Raw genomic sequence first — 24,824 nt, forward strand, 5'->3', positions numbered from 1 at the left:
CGATTTTTTCAGTAGTAGCAACGACCAGTGAATAGGAAGTGACTTTAAAATTTTGAGTCTAGTTGAATTTCGGGGCTCGATCGACCCGCATGGAATTAGACTTCCCGGAAGGACCCAAGCTGTCAGAATTGTGTATGGTTTTAACACAATTCAAATCAACCATTAGTGTCATACATAGTCATTTGGTGCTCCCCACCTGGGCTACGGCCTTGCTTGTCCTTTATTTGCTTGGCATCCGTCGCTATAGATTTTTGCAACTCTTGTTCCATCTTCATGAGCGAATGCAGATCACGCACAGAGTTTACAATGATCTTGCCGCTCTGGAAATCCTTCACCCATTGGGCGATGACCGCATGAATCACCTTTCTATATTTCTGGTTCGTATCAACAAAGTCGGTCAGCAGTTCTTCTGTTTGCTTTTTCATTGATGCCACCACAGCTTTCCTTTAATATGGAAAATGAGATAGTGGCTTGAAGAATCCGTGGCCACGGTGTTCCACTATCTCTGCTGGGGTGACCCGGCTTGAGTGGGAGAGTGTTTCTGCACTCTCCTTTTCTTATGCCTTCACTGCTATTTCACCAGTGAGTTGTTCCCATCGTTTTACGATCACATCACAATATTTGGGGTCAATCTCCATGAGGTAGGCAACCCGCTCGGTTTGCTCAGCCGCAACAAGTGTGGATCCAGAACCGCCAAAGAAGTCGACCACGATGTCCCCACGCTTACTGCTGTTCTGTAAAGCTCGAGCAACTAGAGCAATTGGCTTCATCGTGGGATGCTCGCCATTACGCGTTGGCTTATCAATTTCCCAAACCGTGTCCTGCTTGCGGTCGCCGTACCATCGATGTGCAGCCCCCGGCTTCCATCCGTAGAGAATGGGCTCGTGTCGCCAATGGTAATCCTGTCGGCCAATAGAGAAACTATTTTTTACCCAAACGAGACACTGTTTCAAAAGCCATCCGGATTCTTTCATAGCTGATTTAAAATTTGCGCCCTCCGTAGCCGCATAACATACATAGATAGGGGCTCCCTCTTCGGATACGAGAAAGAGGTTTTGATAGACGGTCACCAGGAATTCCTTGAACTGGCCGTCTGCCATTTTGTCGTTTTCAATCTTAAGAGCATCCTTCGTTTTACCGGTGTAATCCACGTTGTACGGCGGATCGGTGAAAGCCATTGCAGCAAGCTTGCCATCCATAAGCCGTTCGACGTCCGATTGATTGGTTGAATCTCCGCACAAAAGTCGATGTCGCCCGAGAATCCAAAGGTCGCCTGGTCGTGTGACTGGCTCTTCGATTTTAGAGAGCTCGTCTTCAATATCGAAATCATCTTCTTTAACTGGTTCATCTATTTCAATGTTGACGTAATCGTTGATCAAATCTACAACTTCATCCAGATCAAAACCTGTGAGCTCTACGTCCAAATCGCACTCCTGTAGCTCCGCCAACACCTGGGCGAGCATTTCCTCATTCCAATCCCCGCTGATTTTGTTCAGAGCGATGTTGAGTGCCTTCTCCTTAATGTCATCCAAGTCAACGACTGATACGTCTACCTCAGTCCGTCCTAACTCGTTGACGAGTATTTTGAATCGCTGATGCCCTCCGACAAGGTTTCCACTTCGCTCATTCCAAACCAGCGGCTCGACGTAGCCAAACTCTTGAATGGATCGTTTCAATTTCTCGTATTCAGGGTCGCCCGGCTGCAAATCTATTCGCGGGTTATATTCAGCAGCCTTAATCATAAAGACTGGTATTTTCCGTATGTCCATGCTGTTCAGCTCCTTCGTGGCGATAAAGTAAGAATAAAGAATATTACCAACCCTTGAATTGCTCTATGCCTTGATACTGTTGGGCTGGTGCCGTGTTTTGTAGGTGTAATCAAACGACTATTATTCCAGCAGAAAAGTATATGTTTTGTTTCACCGCAAAAAATGAGATTGAAGCTTAGAGCCTTATACTTTGGCTGCCTGTTGGCTTCTGGCGACCCCTAATCCAAATTTGGGTCTTCTCCTGCCTCTGTGATCTCCTGGCTGAATAGGTGCAGGAGCCACGCTTCTGCTGTCTTCCCATTGAGAGAATACAGGGGATTGATGGTTAGTGCTGACCGTCCATCCAAGTCAGTTCGGCGGATGATCTGCAGCTCAATGAATGTCTTCACAATCTTGCGTGCTGTTGGATAGGAACAGTCTGCAATGCGGGCAAGGTCTTTGACGGTAAGTGGTGTGCCCTTTTGCCCGCGCTCATTGTCGCCTTGCAGGAGGTTGGTTCCCTCGCTGGCATAAGGAGCGATCTTCAACAAAAAGCCAGCCTCAGCGAGTGACAGCTTTCTGAGCCGTCGCTTTGCCTTTTGGCTGGCTTTGTTCTTCACGAATTTTGAGCTGCGGCCTACTGGACGAAACACTTTTACAATCTCGTCCGACCGGCGCAGCACTTCCTCCGTGTAGTATATTTCTCCTGTCATTGAGTCGACATACTGCCGCACTACATTTCACCCACCTCCACTTATAAAGGGAGAAAGTACTCCAATTTATTATTTTCGTAAGTATAGTCCATGAGTTGAACAAATTAATTGGACCAGTTCTTTTTTTGATTGATCTCCTAAATAAAGCTCGAAAATAAGCCCATTAGAACGCACAATCAATTTGATTTCAGGAAAAATAAAGCATGTATGAATTTTTTCTCTTAAACTTAACCTAGTCAAAAGTTCCATCTTTCTATTCGAGTCAATTTCGAACATTGGTTTTTTTGACGCATTTTCATAAGTTTCGAGCAGGCTATTATGATCATCCACAATGTCTTTTAATCTGTCAATGTCTCGGTCTGATAGATTAGAAGTTGCAATAGCTGAACTAAGAGTCCATAACTGCTGAATAGTTTTAATAAAACGTTGTTCTTCCTGCAAATAGTAGCTATATTTGCTCATTTCTTCTTTGCAATCATCATAAAATATCTCTAATTCATCGCTTAAAGGATATCGCAAAGGCACTGGAAAGCGATCGATAAGAAACCTGTTATCTGAAAGTTCGCTTTCAAAGTCAATGGAAAGTAAATCTTCCTGAAAAGGTTTCAATAACTCATTAATACTATGTACATTTTCCCAAAGTCTCTCTTCAATAATTGTTCTAATTTCCACACTAACACTCCCTCTTTCAATTCTATAGTTTAGTATACCGCATTAAGTAAATTAGGAAAAACGTGCAAAGCCGTGCTCATGCTGTAATTAAACCCTCAATCTAATTTTTTGAAACTCAACAGCAAAATTTCTTGTCCTGGTCCACTTTATAAGGATTGAAAGTATATTCCTTATAACGACGTGAAAAGTCCCCTTATTCAAAAGGGGACTTTATCTACAATCTGCATAATCGGTGTTTTATTGTTTATTTTCCTAATACTACACCATCTTTATCTAAGGAAGCCTTTCTATCGCCGCTCTTCTTTAATTTCCATGCTTTCTTTTCGCCGTTCCATCCAAGATGCCCTGCAGTATCTTTTTCCACAGTCCATTTTCCATTTTTGAATTCGCCAGAAGACTTGGTAAGAGGGGTATTTCCATGTTTATCTTTGAATGAACCGAGATCTACCGTTATATCATCATCCATAATATCATTTGGTAAAGAATCAGCTACATCTTCGGCAGCCTTCTTTAGTTCCATAAAAAGAATTAGGCTTAAAGCTGAAGCTTTTTGAGCTGGCACAGCATACCCAATCACAAACGTGAGGGCAAATGTTGCAACAAGAAGTTTCATAAAATATTTCTTCATTACTAACAACTCCTATATTTCATTATTTTTACCAAAAAATATATTACCTTATTATACCAATGATTGTAAATACACTAAATAAAGTTCATTTATTTTATAAATTCCAATAAATTTCTTTTAGTACTGCACCAGGTAATACTGCACACTTAGGATAGGATCAGCGTATTCGAATACGAGAGATACCGGACAAAGGGCGAAAGGCCGAAGCCGTAGGTCTCGCATGTAATCCCCTGTCCGATATATTCCAGCAAAGTAATCGCCCCCATAATTTACAAGTTGATTTTCCTTATGCACTGAATGAAATTAATTAATGTATAGATAATGCTAGGAAGGAATTTTTATGGGTCGAGTTATCATCAGTGAATTCACTCCACAAGAAAAACTTAAATTATCCAAAATTGTCCTGAATTGTGTCAGCAAAGGTGAAGGTGAGACAGAGCTTGATGCATTAAAAAAAGCATTTGAAATTGCTAAAGCAGTGCTAAAAAAACCAACTGCTCAAATGTGTCAATACGTTTGGCAAGAACACTTGAGAAATTACTATCGAGCACTCTATGAAAAAGCTTTACAGAAAGGAAGTAAAAACAGATCTATGAGAAAAGTAAGTGAGGAAAATCGTTATCTCGTTTCATTAGTTTGCACAGAAATTTTAAAAGGTCAGGCAATTGGAGAAGCCTTGCGATCCGTTTCAAAAATTGTAAACCTTAAGGAGAGTACCATTAAAACGAAGTGGTATGCACTCATGAGAATCGAAGAATATAAGGCGCAATACGATGAAGCTCTAAAGAATCAATCCGAGTTCCAAGCAGCTACCCCAGAAACCCCTGAGACTTTCCAAAATGCATCTCACGAAAAGCAAAGTGAAGACGGTGAAAGACCTTTACATACTAACGAAGCTGGTTTCCTAGATTCCATCAATAGCTTTATCACTTCCTTCAAAACCCTACAGGAAGAGAATGAGAATCTAAGAAATCAAAATGATATGCTACAAGAAAAGTATGAAAGAGTTGTATCTGAGCTTAAAAAAATGAAAGACTTAATCAATTCCTTGGAATTATGATCGTTAGGAATATCTCCCCACTGAAATATTCGTGGGCAGATTTAACTCCCGAAATATATAAGAGCCGCCCGTCTAATTCCCGAGCGGCTTATTCATCGTGCGTACACTTAGTATAGAGCGACTTTTGATTTGCTTGCAAAAACCGTCAAGAGCGTCAGATGTGTCAGATATGTCAACCGCCGCCATAGTGTACCAACCAACATCGGACTTGCTGCTCAGTCTAATACTGCATAAACTTCATCACCAGCTTTTATCTTAATAAAATCGTCCGACTCATAAATGGTAATTCCAATATTAGGCATTCCGGATATAGAAGTTGAAAGATCCATTTTTTTTACTTTAAATTTCAATTCTTCTGTTGTAGTTTTAACCATAATATATTTATCCACAAGATATGGTATTTTCGTATTACTTGAGGAAAATACTGGGTCAGCCCCTCCTACAATAATACATCCTAGTTTTTTATGATTCATGCTATATCCTATTTGCATGATATGTGTATAACACATTCTTAGCCCTCCTTATCTTTCAAAAATATCAAGTAACTGTTTAACATCTCTTAGCTTCAATCCTTCATTTCTTAATCTCTGAATAGCATCTCTTCCAAGCATCATTCTCTCGGCTTGGCTTAATTCTGGTGCAAATCGTGCTGCTCTAATACTAGCTTGTGCTTCATCTAGGGCAGTATTTATTAGATTTGGAATCATCTCATTGTTTATTATGTCAAATTGATCAAAAGCAGTTCCTTTCTTAACTGTCTCATAGTGTCCAACAACTTCGTGCGCAATAGTGCCTTTACCGCTAATCAAAGAATTGGGATTTCTAGTTGGTAATTTAGTTGGCAAGACATCATTGTTTATAAACAACATTTGACCATATGCTATGCTTGTTTGAGTGGTAGTTACCTCATCTGCGATAATAATTTGATCTTCTGGAAAACCCAATCGTTTTGCATAATTAACTAATTCATTTTTTTGTTCCTGAGTAAGTGGTGTGTCATTTCTAAACCCTTTAGTATCAATGAAATTCTTAACATTACCTGTCCCCTTCTTTCCCTTCCTTGCCGCATCCAATAAACCCTTAATTCTTTTACTTCCCCCCAGCGTAAGTACACCCAAGGCAAGCCCACCGATTGCAATTCCATCCGCAAGCTCGACTTTACCATCCCGCAACGTATCCAAGTCTTCTTGCATTGGCTCGATATATCCTTCCCTTACAAACGCTCCAACACCCTTAGGCAAATCATTTGCTGCTTTCTCCATAGCGCTTGGCAACTCACTTGCCGCTTTTTGCATCGCAGCAGGAACATCTCCCAGCATCGAGATTCCTTTGACGAAACTATCCCACATGCTAGGCTTTTCCTGCGGCCTTTCGCAAGCTGGTCCTTGTCCAAAACCAGCAGCAGACGGCCCGCTATTTGCTGACGACTGATTTCCTATCGTCACACCACCCAAATCCTGCCCGTCATCTTCAATCTTGATCTGCCCACAATAGAAACACATATTTGTTGATTTATTAAGCAATGCCGGATGACCACCGACCATTTTGTCCGCTTTCCCATCTATCCATGGCATTGTTGTTAGAGGTGTGCACGGCATTGGTTTAAGTACACCATTGTTGGCTGCTGTGGCAGAAGCGACTGTGGGATTTTGTAAGCTGCTGCACTTTCCGAATGGCATAATATTTACGTTAGGAACAAAATCCATGATGTTCATTTGCGGCTTTCCTTTTACAAAAACACCATGGCTGAACGGCATTTTCAGCCGACTCTGTTTACTTCCGCTGCTGCATGATAAAATGGCTCCCACAACCACGTAGCTCTTGCGTTCAGCACTTGACTGCTGGATATTGATACCTTCAATATTGGGCAAACAGTCTCCTCCTCTCTGTAAAGGTTTCTATACAGATGGGAGATTCTCATGTTGATCGATATATTCGATATCCAATCTATATATAAAAAGGAAATAATGCCCACGTAATGAAGTATCGGATGTGGAACGCACACTAACAATAGATACAAAGTAACAAACGCACCATTATGACCATAGGTTTTTAGAACCACGAAAAGCCACTCGGATCATTCCCGAGGGCTTCTTCATCATGGATTGCCAGAGTATTTATGCATCTGCTCTTCTTTAGAAACGTCATTCCGCCAACCTTTCAGGAACCTAACAATTCCTCACTGTACAGCTCCCTCGCTAATCGATTTACGATGTCCCGTTTGATTTCATTCAATCGTTGCCGGGAAACTCCTACGTGCCTAGCAATGCTATTCATTCGCATTCCATCCATCATGCATTCCAGGACTGTTCGGTACTTGCTATCGCTCAGACCGATAGCGAAATCATTGATTTGCCTCACCTTGTCTTCAAGGCTTTTCATTCTCTCAATCCGTTTTTCGTACCGCTCTTCCGGAATGGTTAAGGTGGAGAGGCGTAATCCTTTCCCGCTCGGCATACCTGCTGCATCGCCATAGGTAGCGACCAATTTCTCCTGTATCAACGGATTCGAAGATATCGCCTTGTCTATTTCCTTCCTCAGACGCTCAACCTCTTTCACCATCCAATGGTAATCCTTGATTTCTTCCTCTACCTTTTGTACGACTTCAAGTGCTGGCTCAAGATTGATATAGGCGAGCTGCCCGCACCGATCAAGCAACCCTTGATTCTCTATAATGTAATTGTCCCACTCCGGGCAGGTTTCGATCTTACCAACGTGGAGGTTATGGACACTACAGATCGATTTCTTACCCCATTGAGTAGCGGGACATTTTTCGCATACCTTTTCGATCAGTTTATCATTCACCTACACCACCTACCCTTTTCTAGATTCTCATTTAACAAATCGTGTGATTTGATTACTTTTTGAAAATTGCCCATTTTCATTGGATTTATGGTAAAATTTAGTATAATCCGGTAAACAAATCCAATAGGAGGTTGTTATGAAAAAGATTGTTTTGCTGTTATTTGCAGTTTTCATGATCCAACTCCATTTCACTTCTGCAACATTTGCTTCTGGGGACCGTATTAGGGCTGGTCAAGCACTTGAATATGGTGCTTGGCTAACGTCAATGAACAGTAAATACACTTTACGTTTTTCTGTTTATAACGATCTTTATATAAAGAGGTATAATCCCAAACCAACAACCGTCATATGGAGCGTGAATACCAACCGCGCTGGAAATTCTCTCAAACTTGACTTTTATAGCGGAAAACTCGTTATACTCCGTGGTAATGGTGATCCGATTTGGTACTCAGATAACGCTGCATGGAGCAATATCCATTATCAAGGTAAACCACCTGCAAACCTTAGAGGCGACCTTCTGATTATGCAAGATGATGGAAATTTAGTTCTTTATAACACCACGGACTTGAATCAAGGCTGGTATCCTGTCTGGGCTTCGGATACTTGGGAACGTTAAGATTATATTAAGAGCCGAGCTACCTTTCGGCTCTTTTTTCTTTGGGAGGCGAGGCTACCCCTAGTAGTGGCATTTACCGAAGCTTAAATTGGGCTGAACACCGTCTTGCCTCCGATCCTCTCAATTACCGTTTTGTAAAATCAGCTTTTCGATCCTCGTCTTATGATCAACCTGGTATCATACTTAGCCCAGTGAAACTGCTTTCCGTTCTCGTCATACCATCGAACATAAACTGACTTTCCGGATAGTGATACACCATCTACGCTTCCGTGATTCAATTGTTTCCATTGACTGCGATGACATTTTATATGCTCTACAATATCGCCTTTTTTCAGGCCGTTCACTGCTTCCGTTCGCATGCTCTTTCCTCCCTAACTAATGTGATAAATCACTACTGATACTGGCAATACTGGTAATAAAACACATAGAGGTAGAAAATGTTAGTTAATTTCATTGCCGTGTTTCTAATTCCATGGATTCTTGGAGCCTGGCTTTACATAAAAAACGATAAGATTGTATTGACCATTGCTCCAACATTTTCTGTCTTATCCTTCGTAGTAAATCATTGGGGTGTCCAAACTGGTTATTGGGAGATAGTTCCTGTTCTTGAGAACAAATCGTTCTCAGGCTTGTTTTACGACACTGGAATTTTTCCCGTACTGGCAACCCTGCTTGTTTATCTAATTCACAGGAGGAGGCTAAACCCTTTTATCTTGATTGTCTTAATTACTTCTGGAACGACTTTCATTGAATCAATTGGATATTACTTTGGGAGAGTACTTTATGCTAATGGATGGAATTTCGGTTGGACCTTCGTTTCGTACCTGATTCCATTTTCTTTGACGTATTTGTACTACATTTTTCTGAATAAAAAAGGTTTTTACCAGGAGTGAGTTTTATATATTGAGCTAGAAAAACCGTGTGATAGTAGTTGGATTGGCTCCCCTTCTTGGGGAGCCTTTGGCATATTAGTTAATCAATCGTTTTTCTATTCCGATTCAATTGCTAGTTCGTCTACACGCCCTGACAAACACCCCAAGCAGCAAAAATGATCAACAGAAGGTTTCTTACTTACCAATATCCACTCAGGCTTGTCCCCTACGATCTCTTCATCGCAAAATGCACATTTCATCGCTTGTTCCTCCTTGTTTATTGGTGAAGACAGTGGATTAATCCACTTGGCAAACATGTGCATTGTAGTCTTTGTTGGCTTCCCCAAGTAAGCAGGCCAGTTGCTCCAAGTTGGCAGCCCGTTTATCGAATGCGTTAGCTGTTTGAATTCTCCCAGCTCGTAAATGCGTTGCTGCTTTATTCTTACTGTGATCCACTTCGCGATGGATTCCCGATACAGCATCTAACACAGCGTCAAAATCGAGACTTCTGATAAAGTAGGCCAATTTTTTCTCTTCTTCCGTGAACTCTGGTTCATTGATATCTTCATCTCCAACGGTGCCGTCATAGCTGTTAGCTTCCACGATCCCGTCTGGAGAAATAACACCACTATTGAACCAAGCGATATATTTCCCGTCTTTTGCTCCAATAGCCATCATGATTTGGCAATCAGAAATGATTCTACTGAAATCATGATCGCCTAGACCGAAAGCAAATTCCGCCTCTCCCATATTTACAATCAAGGTGTCACCGTCCTCCGCTTCCAAATAGTCCACATCTACGTTAACGCCTGAGATTCCAATAAACGGATCGGCAACTCCTTCCAACTTAAATTCTAAGCTGCATGTAACGCCGAACTTCTTCATCACTTCGAATAGGTGCATTGCTTCTCCAGCATTTGAATCAATCATTTGAATTGTTGTCATATAAATCCGCTCCTTTAGTGGTTTAGTTAAAAATTCGTTCACTTTTTGCTTTAGCTAACATTCCGACGAGAATAGAGTGAAACTTGTCCAGCGCACCCATTCGCACCATGACGTCTATTCCGTTAATCATTTTTTTGAGTGTTGATTCGGCATATGGGCGACCGATGCTTTTGATTCGATCAGCATTAATCTTGTCCCGCTCCCGCTGCACCCGCTCTAAGACGTTAATGCCATGCTGATCCTTCATCGCGTCATAGATACGGTTGTATATTTCGTTGTGCCCCATTCGAGTCCAGCGAGAGTATTCGTTAATTAGATCGACTACCTTGGCTGCATCTGGCACAGCCGTCAGATTGTCTGTAATTGTTTCAAAGCCGCTCTTTAACGCCTTTAGTTCCTGATCGCGCCGAGCATCCTCTTTTTCTTTCTGGACTGCCTGATTCGCCAGATAAGCAACCATTTCCATCGTTGTCAATTGCGGTTGTGTTTGTTGGGAAATTGTTTGCTCCAACAAATTAAAGGCTTTTATATAGTCCTCTTTGAATCGTCCGGCATCCTTTCCGGTATAACCCATAACCAAGAAGGTAAACCCGTCTCGAGTCATATCTACCTTGGGATAAACTCGTCCTCTTTCATTCGTATAGATTGACTCCTCAAAATTGAGGAGTCGGAACTCACTGCTGCAATCGAGGTTTCGTATATCTCGTAATACGTTGTCGTGGCCTTTCCCGAACTTTTCAGCAACTAACAGGCTATCTGTTACTGCTTTTCCATTCCCGATGAAAACGAGCTTGTCCAACGGATTTCCCTCCTCGGAATAATTTTTGGAATAATTTGAGTGGATATTGACAAAAGTCATTACAACCAATTCGCCTAAAAACCGAGAATTTTACAACCAGGCATTCAATGAAATAGGTAACTCATTTCAAAAAACATCTTTCTCATTGCCGCCAATGCGTGTCCCGCTCCTCTGGTTCATCGTCAATTGTTTGTTGCTTACCAAAACGATGATCGAGACTCACGAACTTATTGAACTCCTTGAGAAAGGCCAGCTCCACCGTTCCAATTGGTCCGTTCCGTTGTTTCGCAATGATGACCTCCAATATGTTCTTGTTTTCTGTTGCTTTGTCATAGTAATCATCACGATAGAGAAAGGCGACCAAATCTGCTTCTTGCTCAATTTGCCCCGACTCACGCAAGTCACTCATCATCGGCCGCTTATCCTGTCGCTGTTCTACGCCGCGACTGAGCTGAGAGAGGGCGATCACAGGGACTTCCAACTCACGAGCCATGCTTTTGAGTGTCCGGGCTATCTCAGACACTTCCTGCTCTCTGCTTCGCCCTGGCTTGTCCATCCTAATTTTCGTTAGGTAGTCAATGATGACCAAGCCAAGCCCTTCTTGCTGCTTCATACTCCGGCATTTTGACCGAAGCTCTCCAAGAGCGATCTCAGGCGTATCATCTATATAGATGTTCGTCTTGGAAACGATGCCCAAGGCGTGCGTCAAACGAATCCAGTCATCCCCTTCCAGCCAACCGCTTCGTAGCTTTGATGCGTCAATATTGCCCTCCGCACACACCATTCTCGTGACCAGTTTCCCGGCACTCATTTCCAATGAGAAGATCATGATTGGTTCGCCTATCCTCTTTGAAGCGTTTTGAGCGATATTTAGCGCCAGTGCCGTCTTTCCGATTGAAGGCCGAGCCGCCAGAATAATCAAATCTTGCTTATGAAATCCGCTCGTCATTTTGTCCAAATCAGGATATCCGGACGGAACCCCAACCGTCCTTCCGCGCTGCTGAAACGTTCTGTCAATCTCCTCGTATGCTTCCAATGCAACTTCCCTGATCGGTCGTACAGACCGCTTTTTACCACGTTCCCGAATCTCGGCTGCCAGTTTTTCTGACTGAGCAAGCACTTCATCGACATTTTCATTGTTGAGGCTGTCCTTGTACGCTTGGTAGTTGATTTCAATAAGCTTTCTGCGCCGAGCCTTGTGTAAAACGATCCCTGCATAGTAGTCAATGTTCTCTGCCGTCGGTGTATAGCTGACCAATTCTGTAATGTACGGGACGCCCCCCGCGTTATCCAGTGCCTTCTTCTCTTGTAAATGACTTGTTATCGTTACCAGGTCAATCGGATCGCCTTTCTCATACAAGTCAGCCATGCCTTGATAGAGGATTTGATGTCGTGTCCGGTAGAAATCCATAGCTGTTAGCTCATCGATGACTTTTGTAATAACTGGGGGCTTACAGAAGATCGCCCCGAGTACCGCTTTCTCCGCTTCTTCGCTGTGGGGCATCTCCTGAATATCAATCATGTTTCATCAATCTCCTGTTTAGCTGCTCCGTGTTTTCGATATGCAAGTCAAAGCGGCGACTGTCTCCGGTCAACTCTTCCAAAACGCAGGATTCAATAATGCGCTCCATCAAGCGAGTACCCCATCCTTTTTGGCGTTCGTTAAACCTTGCCTCCAGCTCCTTGACCGTAAAGTTTGAACCGTACAGTATGGGGCTTCTGTTCTGTCTACCGTTTAACACAGTGAACAATTCCCCCATTTCCCAATCCGCTGGAATTTCTGCGCCCAGCTCGTCGATGATCAAAACATCTGCAGCTCTGTAGGCGTTTAGGTAATCCCATTTGCCAATCGGTTTGCGAGTATGAGCAATCAAGAGTTTGGCTGTCGTATACACGACACTGATACCATGATTTCGCAATTCTTTCGTCGCCGCCGACAGCAGATGGCTCTTTCCGAGTCCGTTTTCTCCAAATAGGTATACTCCTTTGGCTCCCCACTCCTCGATGCCGCGAGTAAAGTCCTGGATCACCTGAAAGCCACGGATGGTTCCAGGTTCCGTCTCATATTCCGTTAAAGTAGCCCCTATAACCATTTGGTCATCATCGCTATATTCGTGTATTTCTCCGTTGCGCTTGGCTCTCTCAAAACGTTTGATGTCGGCCATTTCCCGCTCCGCTTCACACTTGCATACTGGAGTTACCTGAAACTTTCCGATTACCTCGGAAAATAGCTCTATTGGTTTTAAAACCTTTCCGCAATGGGGGCAGTTCCGCTCACTTGATCCCTGCTTTTCGATACAATTCTTCACGACTTGGTGTAAGGACTGCTGAATTGGTTCCACTTGCTCCGCCTCCTTTACCAAAAGCCTTTTGATTCAGATATCCTTCAAACTTTGGCGAAAACAAAGTCTCAGGTCTGAGGTATTTAGACCATTCTGGATTGTTTAGCCATTCAGTCGTCTTGTTATCAATAACACGCTTAAAGTCATCTAGGCGGAACCCTTCGTTCCATCGAGCAGTAATAAGCTGCTTTGTTTTTTTACTGGTCGCTCGATAGCTTGTCCCTGCTTTTTGGTTTAGGTATTCAATGATTTCAGCAAAAGGGACATTATCTTTATTACTTAATAAAGATAAATACTTAGTATTATTAATACTTAGTAGTGTCGGATTTTCCACATCTGGAAACTCCACATCTGGTTTTTCCACATCTGGTTTTTCCTGTTGTGGTTTTATCTCTTCTGGCAACTCCTCTTGTGGTGTTTCAAAAACATGTGTCTCCCATTTGACGATCTTGCCGTTTTCTTTTACAGGGAAGCGGTGCAGATAACCCAACCGCTTTAATTCCTTTAGCCCCGTTCTTAGACTGTCCTCACCATCAGATGCGTGAGTAGCCAACTCCTCTACGAAGAATGTCCAGTCATCGGGCAGCGACAACATATAGGCGATAATGCCTTTTGCCTTCCAGCTCAAACGATCATCATGCAAGGCTGTTTTGTCCATCACAACGAAATTGTCGTTCTTCCTTACCCTGAAAATGCTCAAATCGCGGCGGCCCCCTCTTGTTGCGGTTGTTGATAAAACTTTAAGAACAGTTCATATGCTGCTATTGGACCGTCTTTCTTGTTTACATCGCTAATCATCCGTAACTGATCGATGTGAATTTTGTCTTCTATAACAGCCTCGGTAATTATTTTGATCGCGCGTGCAGATGGATCACCGCCTGCAGCTCTACGGCAGATGTCTGCATATCGTTCACATAGGCTAAGCGCTGTTGTCTTACTCATGCAGATCGCCCGCTTTCTACAGTTTCAGGAGATACCTTCCTGATACGTGCGCGTACTGCTCGATGCATGATACCAAGCAAATCGTCCTGCAAGTATTCGTCACCCATCTTTTCATCCAGCTTTCCGAGAATCTTAATGGATGTTCTACTGAACACGGCTTCGAACAAATCTTCTGGAGTGGTGTAGTCCCGCAACCTCAAACCCAGCTTTTCGCACACTTCATCCATCAAGCCGAGTAGCTTAATGGCGTCAACCGACACATCGCTCGGATTATGCATAAAGCTCCACTCCTTTTCCTTGTTCTTGGCGAAGAAGATCACGCTGTTTGATAGCTATATTTTTGAGCATAGGCACTAGATCACTATTGCTTGACCCTTGAGGAGCAGAAGCAATGTACTCCTCTAATTCAGCCAGCGTCATGCACGACACAACTTTTTCCCACCACTCTATGATTGAAAAGCCTTTGTCTGGAACAATAAACGCTGTAACATCCACTCCAGCCCCTTTTGACAATTCAAGGATCGACGTAGCTGCCTCTTGAAATATCGTTTCCACCCTATTCCCTCCCTTTTTGAAGGAGGACAAACTTTTATGTATACATATTTGCAACATTCGCTATAATAATTAATAGCGAGGCTTGTCCTCCGTTGATTCGGTTGTCATTTCCTTGGTCCGCCAAGACAATTTAGGAAATGACCGTCTTACCCCATCTGTTCGTAGCAGGTGGGCTTTTCTTTTTTTGCCCAACGCCCTAGAATTTTGGCTGCTTGTTCGGACTCCCGAGCTTTTTTTATTTCCGTTACTTTTTCAGCAGTAATTCGCATTTTTAGAGCTACCATAATCATGCCTTGCTGGTCATAGCGTCTAGCTGTTTCCTCAAGAGCAGATACGATCATCGAAAGCTGCTCCTCATCCACCCCATCCAGCGTTTCCTTGACATTCTCATGCCTCATCCGTTATTTAGCCTCCTTTCAAATTCAAACAAGTTCTTGTATGTTTGCTAGTGCCGCTTGCCTTTGTGCAAGCAGTTCGGATTCTGAACCGAAATGGATATGATTCCAAGAAATGAACCCATACAAGATTAAAAGTTTATCAACCAATTCATACTCTGCTCTCCCGCTATCAATTTCCCAGCGTTTAAGAGTACGAACGGGAATCCCAGTTTTCCCGGAAACTTCTTTTAGCTCCAGTCGGCAGTTTAAACGGGCCTCTCGCAATGAAAGTCGATACATACCTCTTCTCACCTCCTTTCAGGCTGTCTAAGCCACACTAGGCAATGGTTCTTTGAGAAGCGCGTCTATTTAGATAATGGAAGTGTCGATCTAAGAATGTCTGCATTTCCTTTGCCCGAAACATCCACCTGCCGCTTTCTCGGCCATTCGATATTTCTGCCATTTCCTCCTTAAATTCAGGATTGAGCAAAATGTTTTCGATAAGCCAATCGCGCTTTCTGCAAGTCTCCGCTTCAAGTCGTTTCAAGTCCCACCAGCAGCCAACGCCATTATCGTTTAACACGCTCTTTACCTTTTCTTCGACAAGCTGATAAATGTATTGATCGTCGATTGTCACTCTGATAGCTGATTGAGTACTCAATACTTGCTTCTCCTTTCTTTCATAAACGGTATTTTAAATACCTACTTATAGCAAAAAATAAATACCTTGGTTGGGGTATTGACAATACCGTTATGTATAGATAAACTATTAATTGGGTATTACAAATACACTTTAAGTGCACACGATGTCCTTAAATAGTTGTTCTGGAGTTGATTCCAATACACCGCATAACTTAAACATTAACGGGATACTAGGATTAACTCGACCGTATTCAAGACTCTTAATGTGCTCAAAAGTGACTCCTACTAATTCAGCTAGTTGGGGTCTTGATAGACCTTTAGAAATTCTAGCATTAGTTAGCTCTGGTCTTTTTTGAGTAGCCAAATCGATATTCACCTCACTTGTTGTATTTGTTTCAAATTATAAATGGTATTTTCAATACCGTCAAGTATTTTAAATACCCTTTTTAAAAATTGGAGGATGTTTAGAATGTCTCTAGGGAGTCGTATAAAGTTTTTAAGGAAATCTCATAAGCTCACTCAACAAGATATAGCCACCAGATTAGAAATGGGTCGTTCCAATTTCGGACACATTGAAAATGACAGGGTTGTCCCTTCGAGTGGCGACTTGCAGAAAATCGCTGACATTTTAGACACAACTACTGATTATCTTCTTGGTCGTACAGACATTGAGAGCGGAACATCTGGTAACCTAAAAGACTCTGTAAACCCATACTCCCTAACACCAAAGGAAGAAAAAGATATCGCCGTTAAGATAGAAAATATGATGAATGACCTTACAAATGATTCGTCATTAGCTTTCATGGGTGAACCGATGGATGAAGAGGACAGAGAACTATTGCGAATTTCTTTAGAAAATACCCTGCGTATGTCTAAACAAATGGCTAAGAAGAAATTCACACCAAAGAAACATCGCAAATAGTATCTGGGGGTTATTTAATGGACAAAACAGACCTAGTTATTTCACAGCTAATTAAAACCCACGGAACCAATAACCCCCTTAGAATAGCAGCTCAGAAAAATATTACGGTTCTTTTTGAAGACTTAGGAAAGAACATCTATGGATATTATGCATGCATGAATCGCATCGCGAGCATTCACATTAACAATCGTCTCGATGAATTTGAGACTAGATTCGCATTAGCTCACGAGCTTGCTCATCACATACTACACCCTGGAGTTAACACACCCTTTTTGCGGAAAAACACTCTATTTGCAGTCGATAAAATCGAGCGAGAAGCTAACCAGTTTGCTATTAAGCTGATCATTGGAAATACCCAGCCTGAAAACGGCGAGACAAAGAATTGCTTCCTCCTGCGTTGCGGCATACCGGAAGAATTCCATTTTTTTTATTAACCTAACAATCTCGTCGTTAGGCTGTTTATTATACATCACAAACCGAACGTACATTCGGAAAGGGTTGGTTTTATGGCAAGTTTTCAAAAGTACACAACAAAAGATGGTATTAGATGGATGTACAAGTATTACTCTACAATCGACCCAGAAACGGGTAAGAAGAAGCCATCTACAAAAAGAGGGTTCAAAACGAAGAAAGAGGCACAATTAGATGCAGCTCGTACAGAGCAGCAGCTAGCAGAAGGAACGTTCATTACAGAGGACAAGAGTAGCATTACCTTTGAACAAGTCTTTAAACAGTGGTTTGAGACGATTTCAAGCACCTATAAACCCAGCACTCGAAAAGCTGTACTATCAAAATTCAACAAGCGCATTCTCCCCCACTTTAGAAATTTAAAAATGAAGGACATCAGTAGGGCTTATTGCCAAGATGTGATTAATAAGGTTGCCGAAGAAATTAAATCGGTCGACAACATGAAGATGTATGCAAATCAAATATTTGAGTATGCGATATCAAAAGAAATCCTTGAAAACAATCCCTTAAAAGGAGTTATCATTCCGAAGAAAGACGAGGAGTTTATCGTAAGCACAGATGAACCGGAACGTAATTACTGGGAGAAACACGAGATTAAAGAATTTTTAGAGTTTGCTAAGCGCGAGTGTACAATGCGGGATTACTTAATGTTCCATCTCCTAATTTACACTGGCGGACGTAAAGGGGAAGTCCTGGCCTTGCGCTGGAGCGACATCGATTTTAAAGCCAAAACCATTCATTTCAACAAAACTTTGTTCTATGAAAAAGGGAAGTATGTATCTCTGACGTCCAAAACAGCCGCATCTAGACGTTTTATCAGCATCGATGACACAACGGCAGGGTTACTCAAAAAATACCGTACAGGGAAATCTGGAGCGTCAGTGGTACATCTCCATTCCAAAGATAATGAAATGCTTTTTACTCGTGAAGATGGATCCCCGCTTCGACTCGCATATCCAAATGACAAATTAGATGAGATTATCAAAAACAACAACCTCCATCCAATTACTGTCCATGGATTACGTCACTCACATGCCTCACTTTTGTTTGAAGCCGGGGCAAGCATCAAGGAAGTTCAGGAGCGCCTCGGTCATTCCGATATCAAAATGACTATGAACATCTACACCCACGTTACCCGAACAGTCAAAGAGCAAACTGCATCCCGATTTGAGAAGTTCATGGAGCTATGACCAAACAAATATGGTCAAAATATGGTCACGGCTCAGTCGGGGGAAAAATTAAAGCCCCTGACCAATGAAGGCCAAGGGCGATAAACCTTGATATAGCAAGCTTCTTAGCGCTTGGAGAATTGAGGTGCGCGACGAGCTGCTTTCAAGCCGTATTTCTTACGCTCTTTCATACGAGGGTCGCGAGTCAGGAAGCCAGCGCGTTTCAGAGCGCCGCGCAGTTCCGGATCTGCTTTCAGCAGAGCGCGAGCAACGCCGTGACGGATTGCACCAGCTTGACCAGTGGTCCCGCCGCCGTTTACGTTAACCAATACATCGTAACGACCAAGAGTCTCAGTCAGAACGAGTGGTTGTTTTACGATCAATTTCAGTGTTTCCAAACCAAAGTAAGTATCCATTTCACGCTTGTTGATCACGATGCGACCTTCACCTGGAACCAGGCGAACGCGTGCTACGGAGTGCTTACGACGACCTGTACCGTAGTATTGTACTTGTGCCACGTATATTTCCTCCCTTTACCTTAACCGCGAATTTGCCAAACTTCTGGTTTTTGTGCTGCGTGCGGATGCTCAGTTCCAGCGTATACTTTCAGCTTGGTGAACATTTGACGTCCCAGGCTGTTTTTAGGCAGCATGCCTTTTACCGCCAGTTCGAACATACGATCTGGGCGCTTGTTCAGCATTGCGCCAGCAGTGGTCTTTTTCAAACCACCTGGATACAGGGAGTGAGTGTAGTAAATTTTGTCGTTCAGTTTGTTACCAGTCAATTTCACTTTGTCAGCGTTGATTACGATTACGAAATCGCCAGCGTCAACGTGAGGAGTGAATTCTGGTTTCAATTTTCCGCGCAGGATAGAAGCTACTTCGCTCGCCAGACGACCCAGCGTTTGGCCTTCAGCGTCAACGATGTACCATTTGCGCTCAACTTCGAGCGGTTTCGCCATATATGTGGTACGCATTTTTGTCCCTCCTAAATATCTTACCTAACACATATCCATCTACTTATAACCAAAACAACCGAAACTTGCAATGGAAGATAATTGCTGTTACGGGTGAGCAACTCTTCCAGGTGTTCCATGTAATCACGATCTTGTCTTTCAATCCCGGGGCTAGAGTGGGGCTAGGCGGGGTTAAAATACCAAGGAATATCGTACTACATAGACGCCCCATAGTCAAGTGCTGCTCGTTCGTCTAATAGTTGGAAATCAGAAAACTAGTAGAGAACTTCCCACATGGTCAGACCCTTGGCTGGTGCTGTCTTACCTGCCTTTTCCCGATCACATGCGGCGAGGATTTCCTTCAGTTCAGCAGGGTTTCTTTTTCCTTGCCCTACTTCAACTAAAGTCCCCACAATAATTCGAACCATGTTGTACAAAAAACCGTTGCCTCGGCATGTCACCCATACCTCGTCTCCGATTTTTTCCACGGTGAGCCCATACACAGTCCGAACCTTGTCCTCAACGAATGTTTTTGCCGAGCAAAAGGAAGTAAAATCATGTTCACCTACCAAATAATGAGCAGCCTGCTGCATCGCGTCCACATCTAACGGAAACCGGACATGGTCGGCGTAGCGATGCCGGAATACATCGGCCACTGGATTGTTGTCGATACAATATCGATATTCTTTTACTTGCACGTCAAAACGCGCATGAAAAGAGGCATCGACCTCTTCGACTGTCCGAATGACAATAGAATCAGGCAACTGATTGTTCAACACAAACCGCCATTTATCCATCGGAATGTTGCTCGACGTGTCAAAGTGAATCACTTGACCGCGCGCATGAACACCCGCGTCTGTCCGGCCTGATCCGAAGACTTGGATATCTTCTCCGGTAACCCGATTCAATGCAGCTTCAATTTCACCCTGGATCGTTACTTGATCTGGCTGTACCTGAAAACCGCTGAAGTCAGTTCCGTCATATGCCAATACACATCGCAGTCGCTTCACGTACGCCACCATCCAATCACGATTGCCAAGATCACACTCACAACAGCTACGATTCCATCACGCCAAGTGAACGTCAGCTTATTCAGCCGCGTTCTCCCCACTCCCCCGCGATAGCCACGTGCTTCCATTGCCAAAGCCAGCTCTTCAGCACGCCGAAACGCACTAACGAACAACGGGATAGCAATCGGAATCAGGTTCTTGGCTCTGCGTACGAGACTTCCACTGGTGAAATTGGCTCCTCTGGCGGTCTGCGCCTTGATGATTTTATCCGTTTCTTCCATCAGGGTCGGAATGAACCGGAGTGCAATTGACATCATCAGGGCTATATCATGAACCGGTATGCCGATCTTCCCTAGTGGTCCTAGTAAATGCTCCAAACCCTCCGTCAAATCGATAGGAGAGGTGGTCAGTGTTAGCAAGGAGCTAATGAGAATCAAAAGTCCCAATCGCAAAGAAATGAAGATCGCCTGGCGAACTCCCTGTTCTTCTACTGTAAACCATCCCCACTGAAAGTAGACCGTTCCGCCTTTTGTGATAAAAATATGCAAGACGACGGTAAACAAAATCAGGATCCAGACAGGCTTTAAGCTTTTTAATATATAGGACAATGATAGCCTAGAAAGAAGTGCAGCATACAAGGTAAAACCAATGAGTATGGCGTACGTAACCGTATTGTTAGCCAGAAAAATCAAGGTAGCAAAAAGAATGATGAAGAGAAGCTTGCTTCGCGGATCTGCACGATGTAAAAAAGATTGCCCTGGTACGTATTGACCAATTGCGATATTCTGCAGCATGCCTAGCCCTCCTTTGGTACGGACAGTCGTTCCAGCAGATGGGCAATCAGCTCTTCCTCCCGATAAAGGGAGCTCGGCAGACTAGCCTTGTCCGGCAGCAGTTGATTCATTTGCGATACGAGAGCCACCGTTTCCGGTACATCCAAAGACAGCTCTCGGAGACGATCCACTTGCATGAATACTTCCTCCGGCTTCCCCTGCATAGCTACTTGACCTTGTGCCATCACAAGCAAGTAGTCTGCATAGCGGGCTGCCTCTTCCATGCTGTGCGTGACCAATAGTGTCGTGAGGTTTTGTTCCCGATGAATCCGGTAGATCCCTTCCAGAATCGTGACTCGTCCCGCAGGATCAAGACCCGCAGTTGGTTCATCCAATACCAGAACCTTCGGCTGCATGGCAAGAACACCAGCCAAAGCAACACGTCGCATTTGCCCGCCACTCAAATGAAACGGCGAACGATCCTTGATCGTGGCATAATCCAGGCCGACAATTTCAAGGGACTCCCTAACGCGGGCTTCCACCATTTCCGTTGGCAAGTCAAAATTGAGCGGTCCAAAAGCAACATCCTTCGCAACCGTTTCTTCAAACAACTGATGTTCAGGATATTGAAAGACAAGCCCAATATCGCGCCTCTGAGCATGGGGTAATCGTCGCTTTGGAGTAATGACCGCATCACCCAGGGTAATCTGCCCTGAACTAGGCATCAGCAACCCGTTCAAGTGCTGAATCAGCGTTGACTTACCTGAGCCCGTGTGGCCAATAATTCCGACAAACGAACCAGATGGAATCGTCAGCGAAATATTGTGTAAGGCAACTCGTTCGAACGGTGTTCCTTTTGCGTAGATATGGCTTACTTGGTCAAAAGTAATTTGCATACGTGCTCCACCAGCTCCTCTTGATGCAGGACAAACGGTAAATCAATCCCTTTGGAATGAAGTGCGTGACGCAGTCGAACGGCAAATGGCACATCCAGTCCCACCTGTTTCAAACGATCCACTTCATTAAACACTTCACTTGGCTTACCTTCCATCAGGACTTCACCCGCATTCATGACGATGACCTTATCCGAATAGATGGCTTCTTCCGGAAAATGGGTAATGTTAATGATCGTGAGTCCCTCGTCACGGTTCAGTTGACGAGCCAGATTCAGCACTTCCATTCTGCCTTGTGGATCAAGCATTGCTGTCGCCTCATCCAAGATGATGACAGAAGGACGCATCGCCATAATCCCAGCGATCGCCACGCGTTGCTTTTGACCACCAGACAGACGATGTGGTTGTGCCTGTAAATAAGACTCCATCCCTACAGAAACGAGCGCCCCATCAATACGATCTCGCATCTCTTTGGGGTCCACACCCATGTTTTCTAGGCCAAAGGCGACATCATCTTCCACAGTTGCCCCAACAATCTGATTGTCCGGGTTCTGAAAGACCATGCCAACATGTCGTCGGATTTCCCAGAGCAGCTCCCCATCTTTCGTATCCATTCCACTGATAAGCACTGTGCCGCCTTCTGGAAGCAACAGAGCATTCATCAGCTTTGCCATCGTTGATTTTCCGGAACCGTTGTGACCCAGTACGGATACAAAGGAACCTTTTTGGATGGTAAGGTCAACACCTTGTAACACCGGAACCCGTTGGCCATCCTCACCCTCGTAGGTATAAGAAACATCTCGCAATGCCAGCAGGTTATCTTCATTCATGAGGCATTCACAACCTCCCCAGCCTTCACAGGGAACTGACTAGCAGGATTTCGATGAGAAAGGAAAAAAGGGTTGAATCAGAGTCCAGCCTATGACCAGATCTGCCCCCACCCTTTTCGCGGTAATCTACCAGGCTTAAAACCTGAGTAAATGACCAGTTTACATGTATTAAACGAATTCGATGTACGCCATTGGAGCAGCGTCGCCACGGCGAGGGCCGGCTTTCAGGATACGAGTGTATCCACCGTTGCGCTCTTTGAAGCGAGGAGCGATTTCATCGAACAGTTTTTGAACAGCATCGCGGCCTTCAGCATTCGCAACTTCTTTGCGAACGAAAGCAGCAACTTGACGGCGAGCATGCAGATCGCCACGTTTCGCGAGCGTAATCATTTTTTCAGCGATTGGGCGCAGTTCTTTCGCCTTCATCTCTGTAGTTTCGATGCGCTCGTTGATGATCAGGTCTGTTACCAAGTCGCGGAACAGCGCTTTACGAGCTGAGCTACGACGACCCAATTTACGTTGTGCCATGTGGTTTACCTCCCTCTTAATCGAGAGAACAAAAGTTTGCCTCTTGGTTTGCTACTCTAGTCGTCGCTGCGCAGGGACAGGCCCAGTTCAGCTAACTTTTCTTGAACTTCTTCAAGAGATTTGCGCCCCAGATTGCGTACTTTCATCATGTCCTCTTCGGTCTTCTGCGTCAGCTCTTGCACGGTATTAATACCGGCACGCTTCAAGCAGTTGTAGGAACGAACGGAAAGATCGAGCTCTTCGATAGTCATCTCCAAGACTTTCTCTTTCTTGTCCTCTTCCTTCTCTACCATGATTTCTGCATCCTTCGCCTCGTCAGTCAGACCGACGAACAGGTTCAGGTGCTCCGTCATGATTTTTGCGCCGAGACTCACGGCTTCTTCCGGACTGATGCTACCGTTAGTCCAAACCTCAAGTGTTAACTTGTCATAGTTGGTCATTTGCCCTACACGGGTATTTTCCACTTGATAGTTAACGCGCTTGATCGGCGTGTAGATCGAATCAATCGGAATCACACCAATAGGCAGATCCTCAGATTTGTTTCCGTCAGATTGAACATAACCACGACCACGTCCAGCTGTCATGCGGATATGCAGACGACCGCCATTGGCCAACGTTGCAATATGAAGATCAGGGTTTAAGACCTCCACATCACTGTCAGCACGGATATCTCCCGCTTTGACAACGCCTTCGCCTTCTGCATCGATCTCGATTACTTTTTCTTCATCGGAATGGATCTTCAGCGCCAAGCCTTTGATGTTCAGGATGATCTCGGTTACATCTTCAACGACGCCTTCAACCGTAGAGAATTCGTGAAGAACCCCATCGATTTGAACAGTACGAACTGCCGCGCCTGGCAAGGACGAAAGAAGAATTCGTCTCAGCGAGTTGCCAAGGGTAGTTCCGTATCCGCGCTCTAGAGGTTCTACAACAAACTTTCCATACGAGTTGTCGTCGCTAACTTCCACAACCTCGATTTTTGGTTTTTCTATTTCTATCATTAAACAAACCCTCCTTCAAAACGTCGAAATCCTTGGGTGGGCCGCATACGTGCCCACTCAGGAATTTCCCCGGCGGTTTACCGTTTGCGTGCATGACAAGCTATAAATCAGAATTTACCATTCTAGTATGGACATGTTCTGAACGATATAAACCAGTTACACGCGGCGACGTTTTGGTGGACGGCAACCGTTGTGCGGAATTGGCGTCACGTCTTTAATCATGTTCACTTCAAGACCAGTTGCTTGCAGGGAACGGATCGCAGCTTCACGACCTGCACCTGGGCCTTTTACCGATACTTCAAGGGAACGCATGCCGTGTTCCATAGCAACGCGTGCAGCCGCTTCAGCAGCCATTTGCGCAGCAAATGGAGTGCTTTTACGGGAGCCTTTGAAGCCGAGGGAACCAGCACTGGACCAAGAGATCGCGTTACCGTGTGGATCCGTGATTGTGACGATCGTGTTGTTGAAAGTAGAACGGATGTGTGCTACGCCGACTTCAACATTCTTACGGTCACGACGACGGGTACGAGTTGCTGTAGCTTGTTTTCTTTTCGCCATG

General features: G+C 44.1%; 36 protein-coding genes and 1 pseudogene. 6 read left to right on the forward strand and 31 right to left on the reverse strand.

Annotation, left to right across the window (positions count from 1 at the left end):
- Positions 1-155 precede the first annotated feature (155 nt).
- From C7R94_RS22735 to C7R94_RS22755, 5 genes are all read right to left on the reverse strand, one after another.
- Positions 156-425, reverse strand: coding sequence for a hypothetical protein (locus tag C7R94_RS22735; RefSeq protein WP_106784991.1), 270 nt, complete (start codon positions 423-425; stop codon positions 156-158).
- 132 nt (positions 426-557) lie between these two features.
- Entirely contained in the window at positions 558-1,769 is a 1,212-nt protein-coding gene (locus tag C7R94_RS22740; protein WP_106784993.1) for a site-specific DNA-methyltransferase, read from the reverse strand.
- Between the two features lie 218 nt (positions 1,770-1,987).
- Positions 1,988-2,482: a hypothetical protein gene (locus C7R94_RS22745; RefSeq protein ID WP_106784996.1), complete on the reverse strand. Its 495-nt coding sequence runs from the start codon at positions 2,480-2,482 to the stop codon at positions 1,988-1,990.
- A gap of 48 nt (positions 2,483-2,530) precedes the next feature.
- Entirely contained in the window at positions 2,531-3,133 is a 603-nt protein-coding gene (locus C7R94_RS22750; RefSeq protein WP_106656609.1) for a hypothetical protein, read from the reverse strand.
- A 244-nt stretch (positions 3,134-3,377) separates the two neighbouring features.
- Complete coding sequence (locus C7R94_RS22755; protein ID WP_106784999.1) at positions 3,378-3,761, reverse strand: hypothetical protein; 384 nt, start codon at positions 3,759-3,761, stop codon at positions 3,378-3,380.
- 340 nt (positions 3,762-4,101) lie between these two features.
- Between C7R94_RS22755 and C7R94_RS22760 the strand changes: the two genes are divergently transcribed.
- The gene (locus tag C7R94_RS22760) at positions 4,102-4,821 is read left to right on the forward strand and encodes a hypothetical protein (protein WP_106785001.1); all 720 of its coding nucleotides are present in this window, start codon (positions 4,102-4,104) and stop codon (positions 4,819-4,821) included.
- Positions 4,822-5,036: 215 nt separating this feature from the next.
- On the opposite strand, the gene C7R94_RS22765 is transcribed toward C7R94_RS22760, so the two are convergent.
- From C7R94_RS22765 to C7R94_RS22775, 3 genes and pseudogenes are all read right to left on the reverse strand, one after another.
- Complete coding sequence (locus tag C7R94_RS22765; RefSeq protein ID WP_106785003.1) at positions 5,037-5,330, reverse strand: hypothetical protein; 294 nt, start codon at positions 5,328-5,330, stop codon at positions 5,037-5,039.
- Positions 5,331-6,275: 945 nt separating this feature from the next.
- Positions 6,276-6,692 (reverse strand): annotated as a pseudogene (locus tag C7R94_RS22770) (DUF4280 domain-containing protein); the annotation flags it as partial.
- Positions 6,693-6,981: 289 nt separating this feature from the next.
- A complete protein-coding gene (locus tag C7R94_RS22775; RefSeq protein WP_106785005.1) occupies positions 6,982-7,626 on the reverse strand; it encodes a hypothetical protein in 645 nt (214 codons plus the stop codon).
- 136 nt (positions 7,627-7,762) lie between these two features.
- Here C7R94_RS22775 and C7R94_RS22780 point away from each other — a divergent pair, with 136 nt between their 5' ends.
- Positions 7,763-8,242, forward strand: coding sequence for a hypothetical protein (locus C7R94_RS22780; protein ID WP_106785008.1), 480 nt, complete (start codon positions 7,763-7,765; stop codon positions 8,240-8,242).
- Between the two features lie 140 nt (positions 8,243-8,382).
- On the opposite strand, the gene C7R94_RS22785 is transcribed toward C7R94_RS22780, so the two are convergent.
- Positions 8,383-8,601, reverse strand: coding sequence for a hypothetical protein (locus C7R94_RS22785; protein WP_106785010.1), 219 nt, complete (start codon positions 8,599-8,601; stop codon positions 8,383-8,385).
- A 78-nt stretch (positions 8,602-8,679) separates the two neighbouring features.
- Here C7R94_RS22785 and C7R94_RS31040 point away from each other — a divergent pair, with 78 nt between their 5' ends.
- On the forward strand, positions 8,680-9,135 hold the full coding sequence (locus tag C7R94_RS31040; RefSeq protein ID WP_106785012.1) for a CBO0543 family protein: 456 nt from the start codon (positions 8,680-8,682) through the stop codon (positions 9,133-9,135).
- A 95-nt stretch (positions 9,136-9,230) separates the two neighbouring features.
- On the opposite strand, the gene C7R94_RS30375 is transcribed toward C7R94_RS31040, so the two are convergent.
- The 13 genes from C7R94_RS30375 to C7R94_RS22850 form a co-directional block, all read right to left on the reverse strand.
- Complete coding sequence (locus tag C7R94_RS30375; protein ID WP_199197957.1) at positions 9,231-9,374, reverse strand: hypothetical protein; 144 nt, start codon at positions 9,372-9,374, stop codon at positions 9,231-9,233.
- Between the two features lie 37 nt (positions 9,375-9,411).
- On the reverse strand, positions 9,412-10,059 hold the full coding sequence (locus C7R94_RS22795; protein WP_106785015.1) for a hypothetical protein: 648 nt from the start codon (positions 10,057-10,059) through the stop codon (positions 9,412-9,414).
- A 22-nt stretch (positions 10,060-10,081) separates the two neighbouring features.
- Entirely contained in the window at positions 10,082-10,858 is a 777-nt protein-coding gene (locus tag C7R94_RS22800) for a Rha family transcriptional regulator (protein ID WP_233220637.1), read from the reverse strand.
- Between the two features lie 142 nt (positions 10,859-11,000).
- Positions 11,001-12,380: a replicative DNA helicase gene (gene dnaB / locus C7R94_RS22805; protein WP_106785020.1), complete on the reverse strand. Its 1,380-nt coding sequence runs from the start codon at positions 12,378-12,380 to the stop codon at positions 11,001-11,003.
- Positions 12,373-13,200: an ATP-binding protein gene (locus C7R94_RS22810; protein ID WP_106785022.1), complete on the reverse strand. Its 828-nt coding sequence runs from the start codon at positions 13,198-13,200 to the stop codon at positions 12,373-12,375. Before C7R94_RS22810 ends, dnaB begins: the two co-directional genes overlap by 8 nt.
- Positions 13,133-13,900: a conserved phage C-terminal domain-containing protein gene (locus C7R94_RS22815; protein WP_106785024.1), complete on the reverse strand. Its 768-nt coding sequence runs from the start codon at positions 13,898-13,900 to the stop codon at positions 13,133-13,135. The genes C7R94_RS22810 and C7R94_RS22815 overlap by 68 nt, the downstream gene beginning before the upstream one ends.
- The gene (locus tag C7R94_RS22820) at positions 13,897-14,142 is read right to left on the reverse strand and encodes a hypothetical protein (RefSeq protein ID WP_106785026.1); all 246 of its coding nucleotides are present in this window, start codon (positions 14,140-14,142) and stop codon (positions 13,897-13,899) included. The genes C7R94_RS22815 and C7R94_RS22820 overlap by 4 nt, the downstream gene beginning before the upstream one ends.
- On the reverse strand, positions 14,139-14,420 hold the full coding sequence (locus C7R94_RS22825; RefSeq protein WP_106785028.1) for a hypothetical protein: 282 nt from the start codon (positions 14,418-14,420) through the stop codon (positions 14,139-14,141). The genes C7R94_RS22820 and C7R94_RS22825 overlap by 4 nt, the downstream gene beginning before the upstream one ends.
- Complete coding sequence (locus C7R94_RS22830; RefSeq protein WP_233220638.1) at positions 14,413-14,697, reverse strand: hypothetical protein; 285 nt, start codon at positions 14,695-14,697, stop codon at positions 14,413-14,415. Before C7R94_RS22830 ends, C7R94_RS22825 begins: the two co-directional genes overlap by 8 nt.
- Positions 14,698-14,843: 146 nt before the next feature.
- Positions 14,844-15,095: a hypothetical protein gene (locus tag C7R94_RS22835; RefSeq protein WP_106785033.1), complete on the reverse strand. Its 252-nt coding sequence runs from the start codon at positions 15,093-15,095 to the stop codon at positions 14,844-14,846.
- 24 nt (positions 15,096-15,119) lie between these two features.
- Positions 15,120-15,374, reverse strand: a complete 255-nt coding sequence (locus C7R94_RS22840; RefSeq protein WP_106785035.1) for a helix-turn-helix domain-containing protein — start codon at positions 15,372-15,374, stop codon at positions 15,120-15,122.
- 37 nt (positions 15,375-15,411) lie between these two features.
- Positions 15,412-15,735 carry a DUF771 domain-containing protein gene (locus C7R94_RS22845; protein WP_106785038.1) on the reverse strand — a complete coding sequence of 108 codons (324 nt, stop codon included), beginning with the start codon at positions 15,733-15,735 and terminating at the stop codon, positions 15,412-15,414.
- A 132-nt stretch (positions 15,736-15,867) separates the two neighbouring features.
- Positions 15,868-16,092, reverse strand: a complete 225-nt coding sequence (locus C7R94_RS22850; RefSeq protein ID WP_233220639.1) for a helix-turn-helix transcriptional regulator — start codon at positions 16,090-16,092, stop codon at positions 15,868-15,870.
- A 93-nt stretch (positions 16,093-16,185) separates the two neighbouring features.
- Here C7R94_RS22850 and C7R94_RS22855 point away from each other — a divergent pair, with 93 nt between their 5' ends.
- The 3 genes from C7R94_RS22855 to C7R94_RS22865 all read left to right on the forward strand — a co-directional run bounded on the left by C7R94_RS22855 (position 16,186) and on the right by C7R94_RS22865 (position 18,296).
- The gene (locus C7R94_RS22855) at positions 16,186-16,638 is read left to right on the forward strand and encodes a helix-turn-helix domain-containing protein (protein WP_106785040.1); all 453 of its coding nucleotides are present in this window, start codon (positions 16,186-16,188) and stop codon (positions 16,636-16,638) included.
- Positions 16,639-16,655: 17 nt separating this feature from the next.
- On the forward strand, positions 16,656-17,072 hold the full coding sequence (locus tag C7R94_RS22860) for an ImmA/IrrE family metallo-endopeptidase (protein ID WP_106785043.1): 417 nt from the start codon (positions 16,656-16,658) through the stop codon (positions 17,070-17,072).
- A gap of 72 nt (positions 17,073-17,144) precedes the next feature.
- Positions 17,145-18,296 carry a site-specific integrase gene (locus tag C7R94_RS22865; protein WP_106785045.1) on the forward strand — a complete coding sequence of 384 codons (1,152 nt, stop codon included), beginning with the start codon at positions 17,145-17,147 and terminating at the stop codon, positions 18,294-18,296.
- 104 nt (positions 18,297-18,400) lie between these two features.
- Here the strand turns inward: C7R94_RS22865 and rpsI are convergent, their stop codons facing one another.
- From rpsI to rpsK, 9 genes are all read right to left on the reverse strand, one after another.
- Positions 18,401-18,793: a 30S ribosomal protein S9 gene (gene rpsI / locus C7R94_RS22870; RefSeq protein WP_005828788.1), complete on the reverse strand. Its 393-nt coding sequence runs from the start codon at positions 18,791-18,793 to the stop codon at positions 18,401-18,403.
- A 20-nt stretch (positions 18,794-18,813) separates the two neighbouring features.
- Positions 18,814-19,251 (reverse strand): 50S ribosomal protein L13, encoded by a 438-nt coding sequence (gene rplM, locus C7R94_RS22875; protein ID WP_012684005.1) that lies wholly within the window; start codon positions 19,249-19,251, stop codon positions 18,814-18,816.
- 254 nt (positions 19,252-19,505) lie between these two features.
- On the reverse strand, positions 19,506-20,252 hold the full coding sequence (gene truA, locus C7R94_RS22880; protein ID WP_233220640.1) for a tRNA pseudouridine(38-40) synthase TruA: 747 nt from the start codon (positions 20,250-20,252) through the stop codon (positions 19,506-19,508).
- Entirely contained in the window at positions 20,237-21,034 is a 798-nt protein-coding gene (locus C7R94_RS22885) for an energy-coupling factor transporter transmembrane component T family protein (RefSeq protein ID WP_106785049.1), read from the reverse strand. Before C7R94_RS22885 ends, truA begins: the two co-directional genes overlap by 16 nt.
- Before the next feature lie 2 nt (positions 21,035-21,036).
- Positions 21,037-21,909: an energy-coupling factor transporter ATPase gene (locus C7R94_RS22890; protein ID WP_106785051.1), complete on the reverse strand. Its 873-nt coding sequence runs from the start codon at positions 21,907-21,909 to the stop codon at positions 21,037-21,039.
- Positions 21,885-22,736: an energy-coupling factor transporter ATPase gene (locus tag C7R94_RS22895; RefSeq protein ID WP_106785053.1), complete on the reverse strand. Its 852-nt coding sequence runs from the start codon at positions 22,734-22,736 to the stop codon at positions 21,885-21,887. Before C7R94_RS22895 ends, C7R94_RS22890 begins: the two co-directional genes overlap by 25 nt.
- 168 nt (positions 22,737-22,904) lie before the next feature.
- Entirely contained in the window at positions 22,905-23,264 is a 360-nt protein-coding gene (gene rplQ, locus C7R94_RS22900) for a 50S ribosomal protein L17 (protein ID WP_012684000.1), read from the reverse strand.
- 56 nt (positions 23,265-23,320) lie between these two features.
- Positions 23,321-24,265, reverse strand: coding sequence for a DNA-directed RNA polymerase subunit alpha (locus tag C7R94_RS22905; protein ID WP_005828801.1), 945 nt, complete (start codon positions 24,263-24,265; stop codon positions 23,321-23,323).
- Between the two features lie 156 nt (positions 24,266-24,421).
- Positions 24,422-24,823: a 30S ribosomal protein S11 gene (gene rpsK / locus C7R94_RS22910; RefSeq protein WP_005828803.1), complete on the reverse strand. Its 402-nt coding sequence runs from the start codon at positions 24,821-24,823 to the stop codon at positions 24,422-24,424.
- Position 24,824 lies beyond the last annotated feature (1 nt).

The sequence above is a fragment of the Brevibacillus sp. NRRL NRS-603 genome (genome assembly GCF_003013445.1).
Lineage (GTDB): Bacteria > Bacillota > Bacilli > Brevibacillales > Brevibacillaceae > Brevibacillus > Brevibacillus formosus.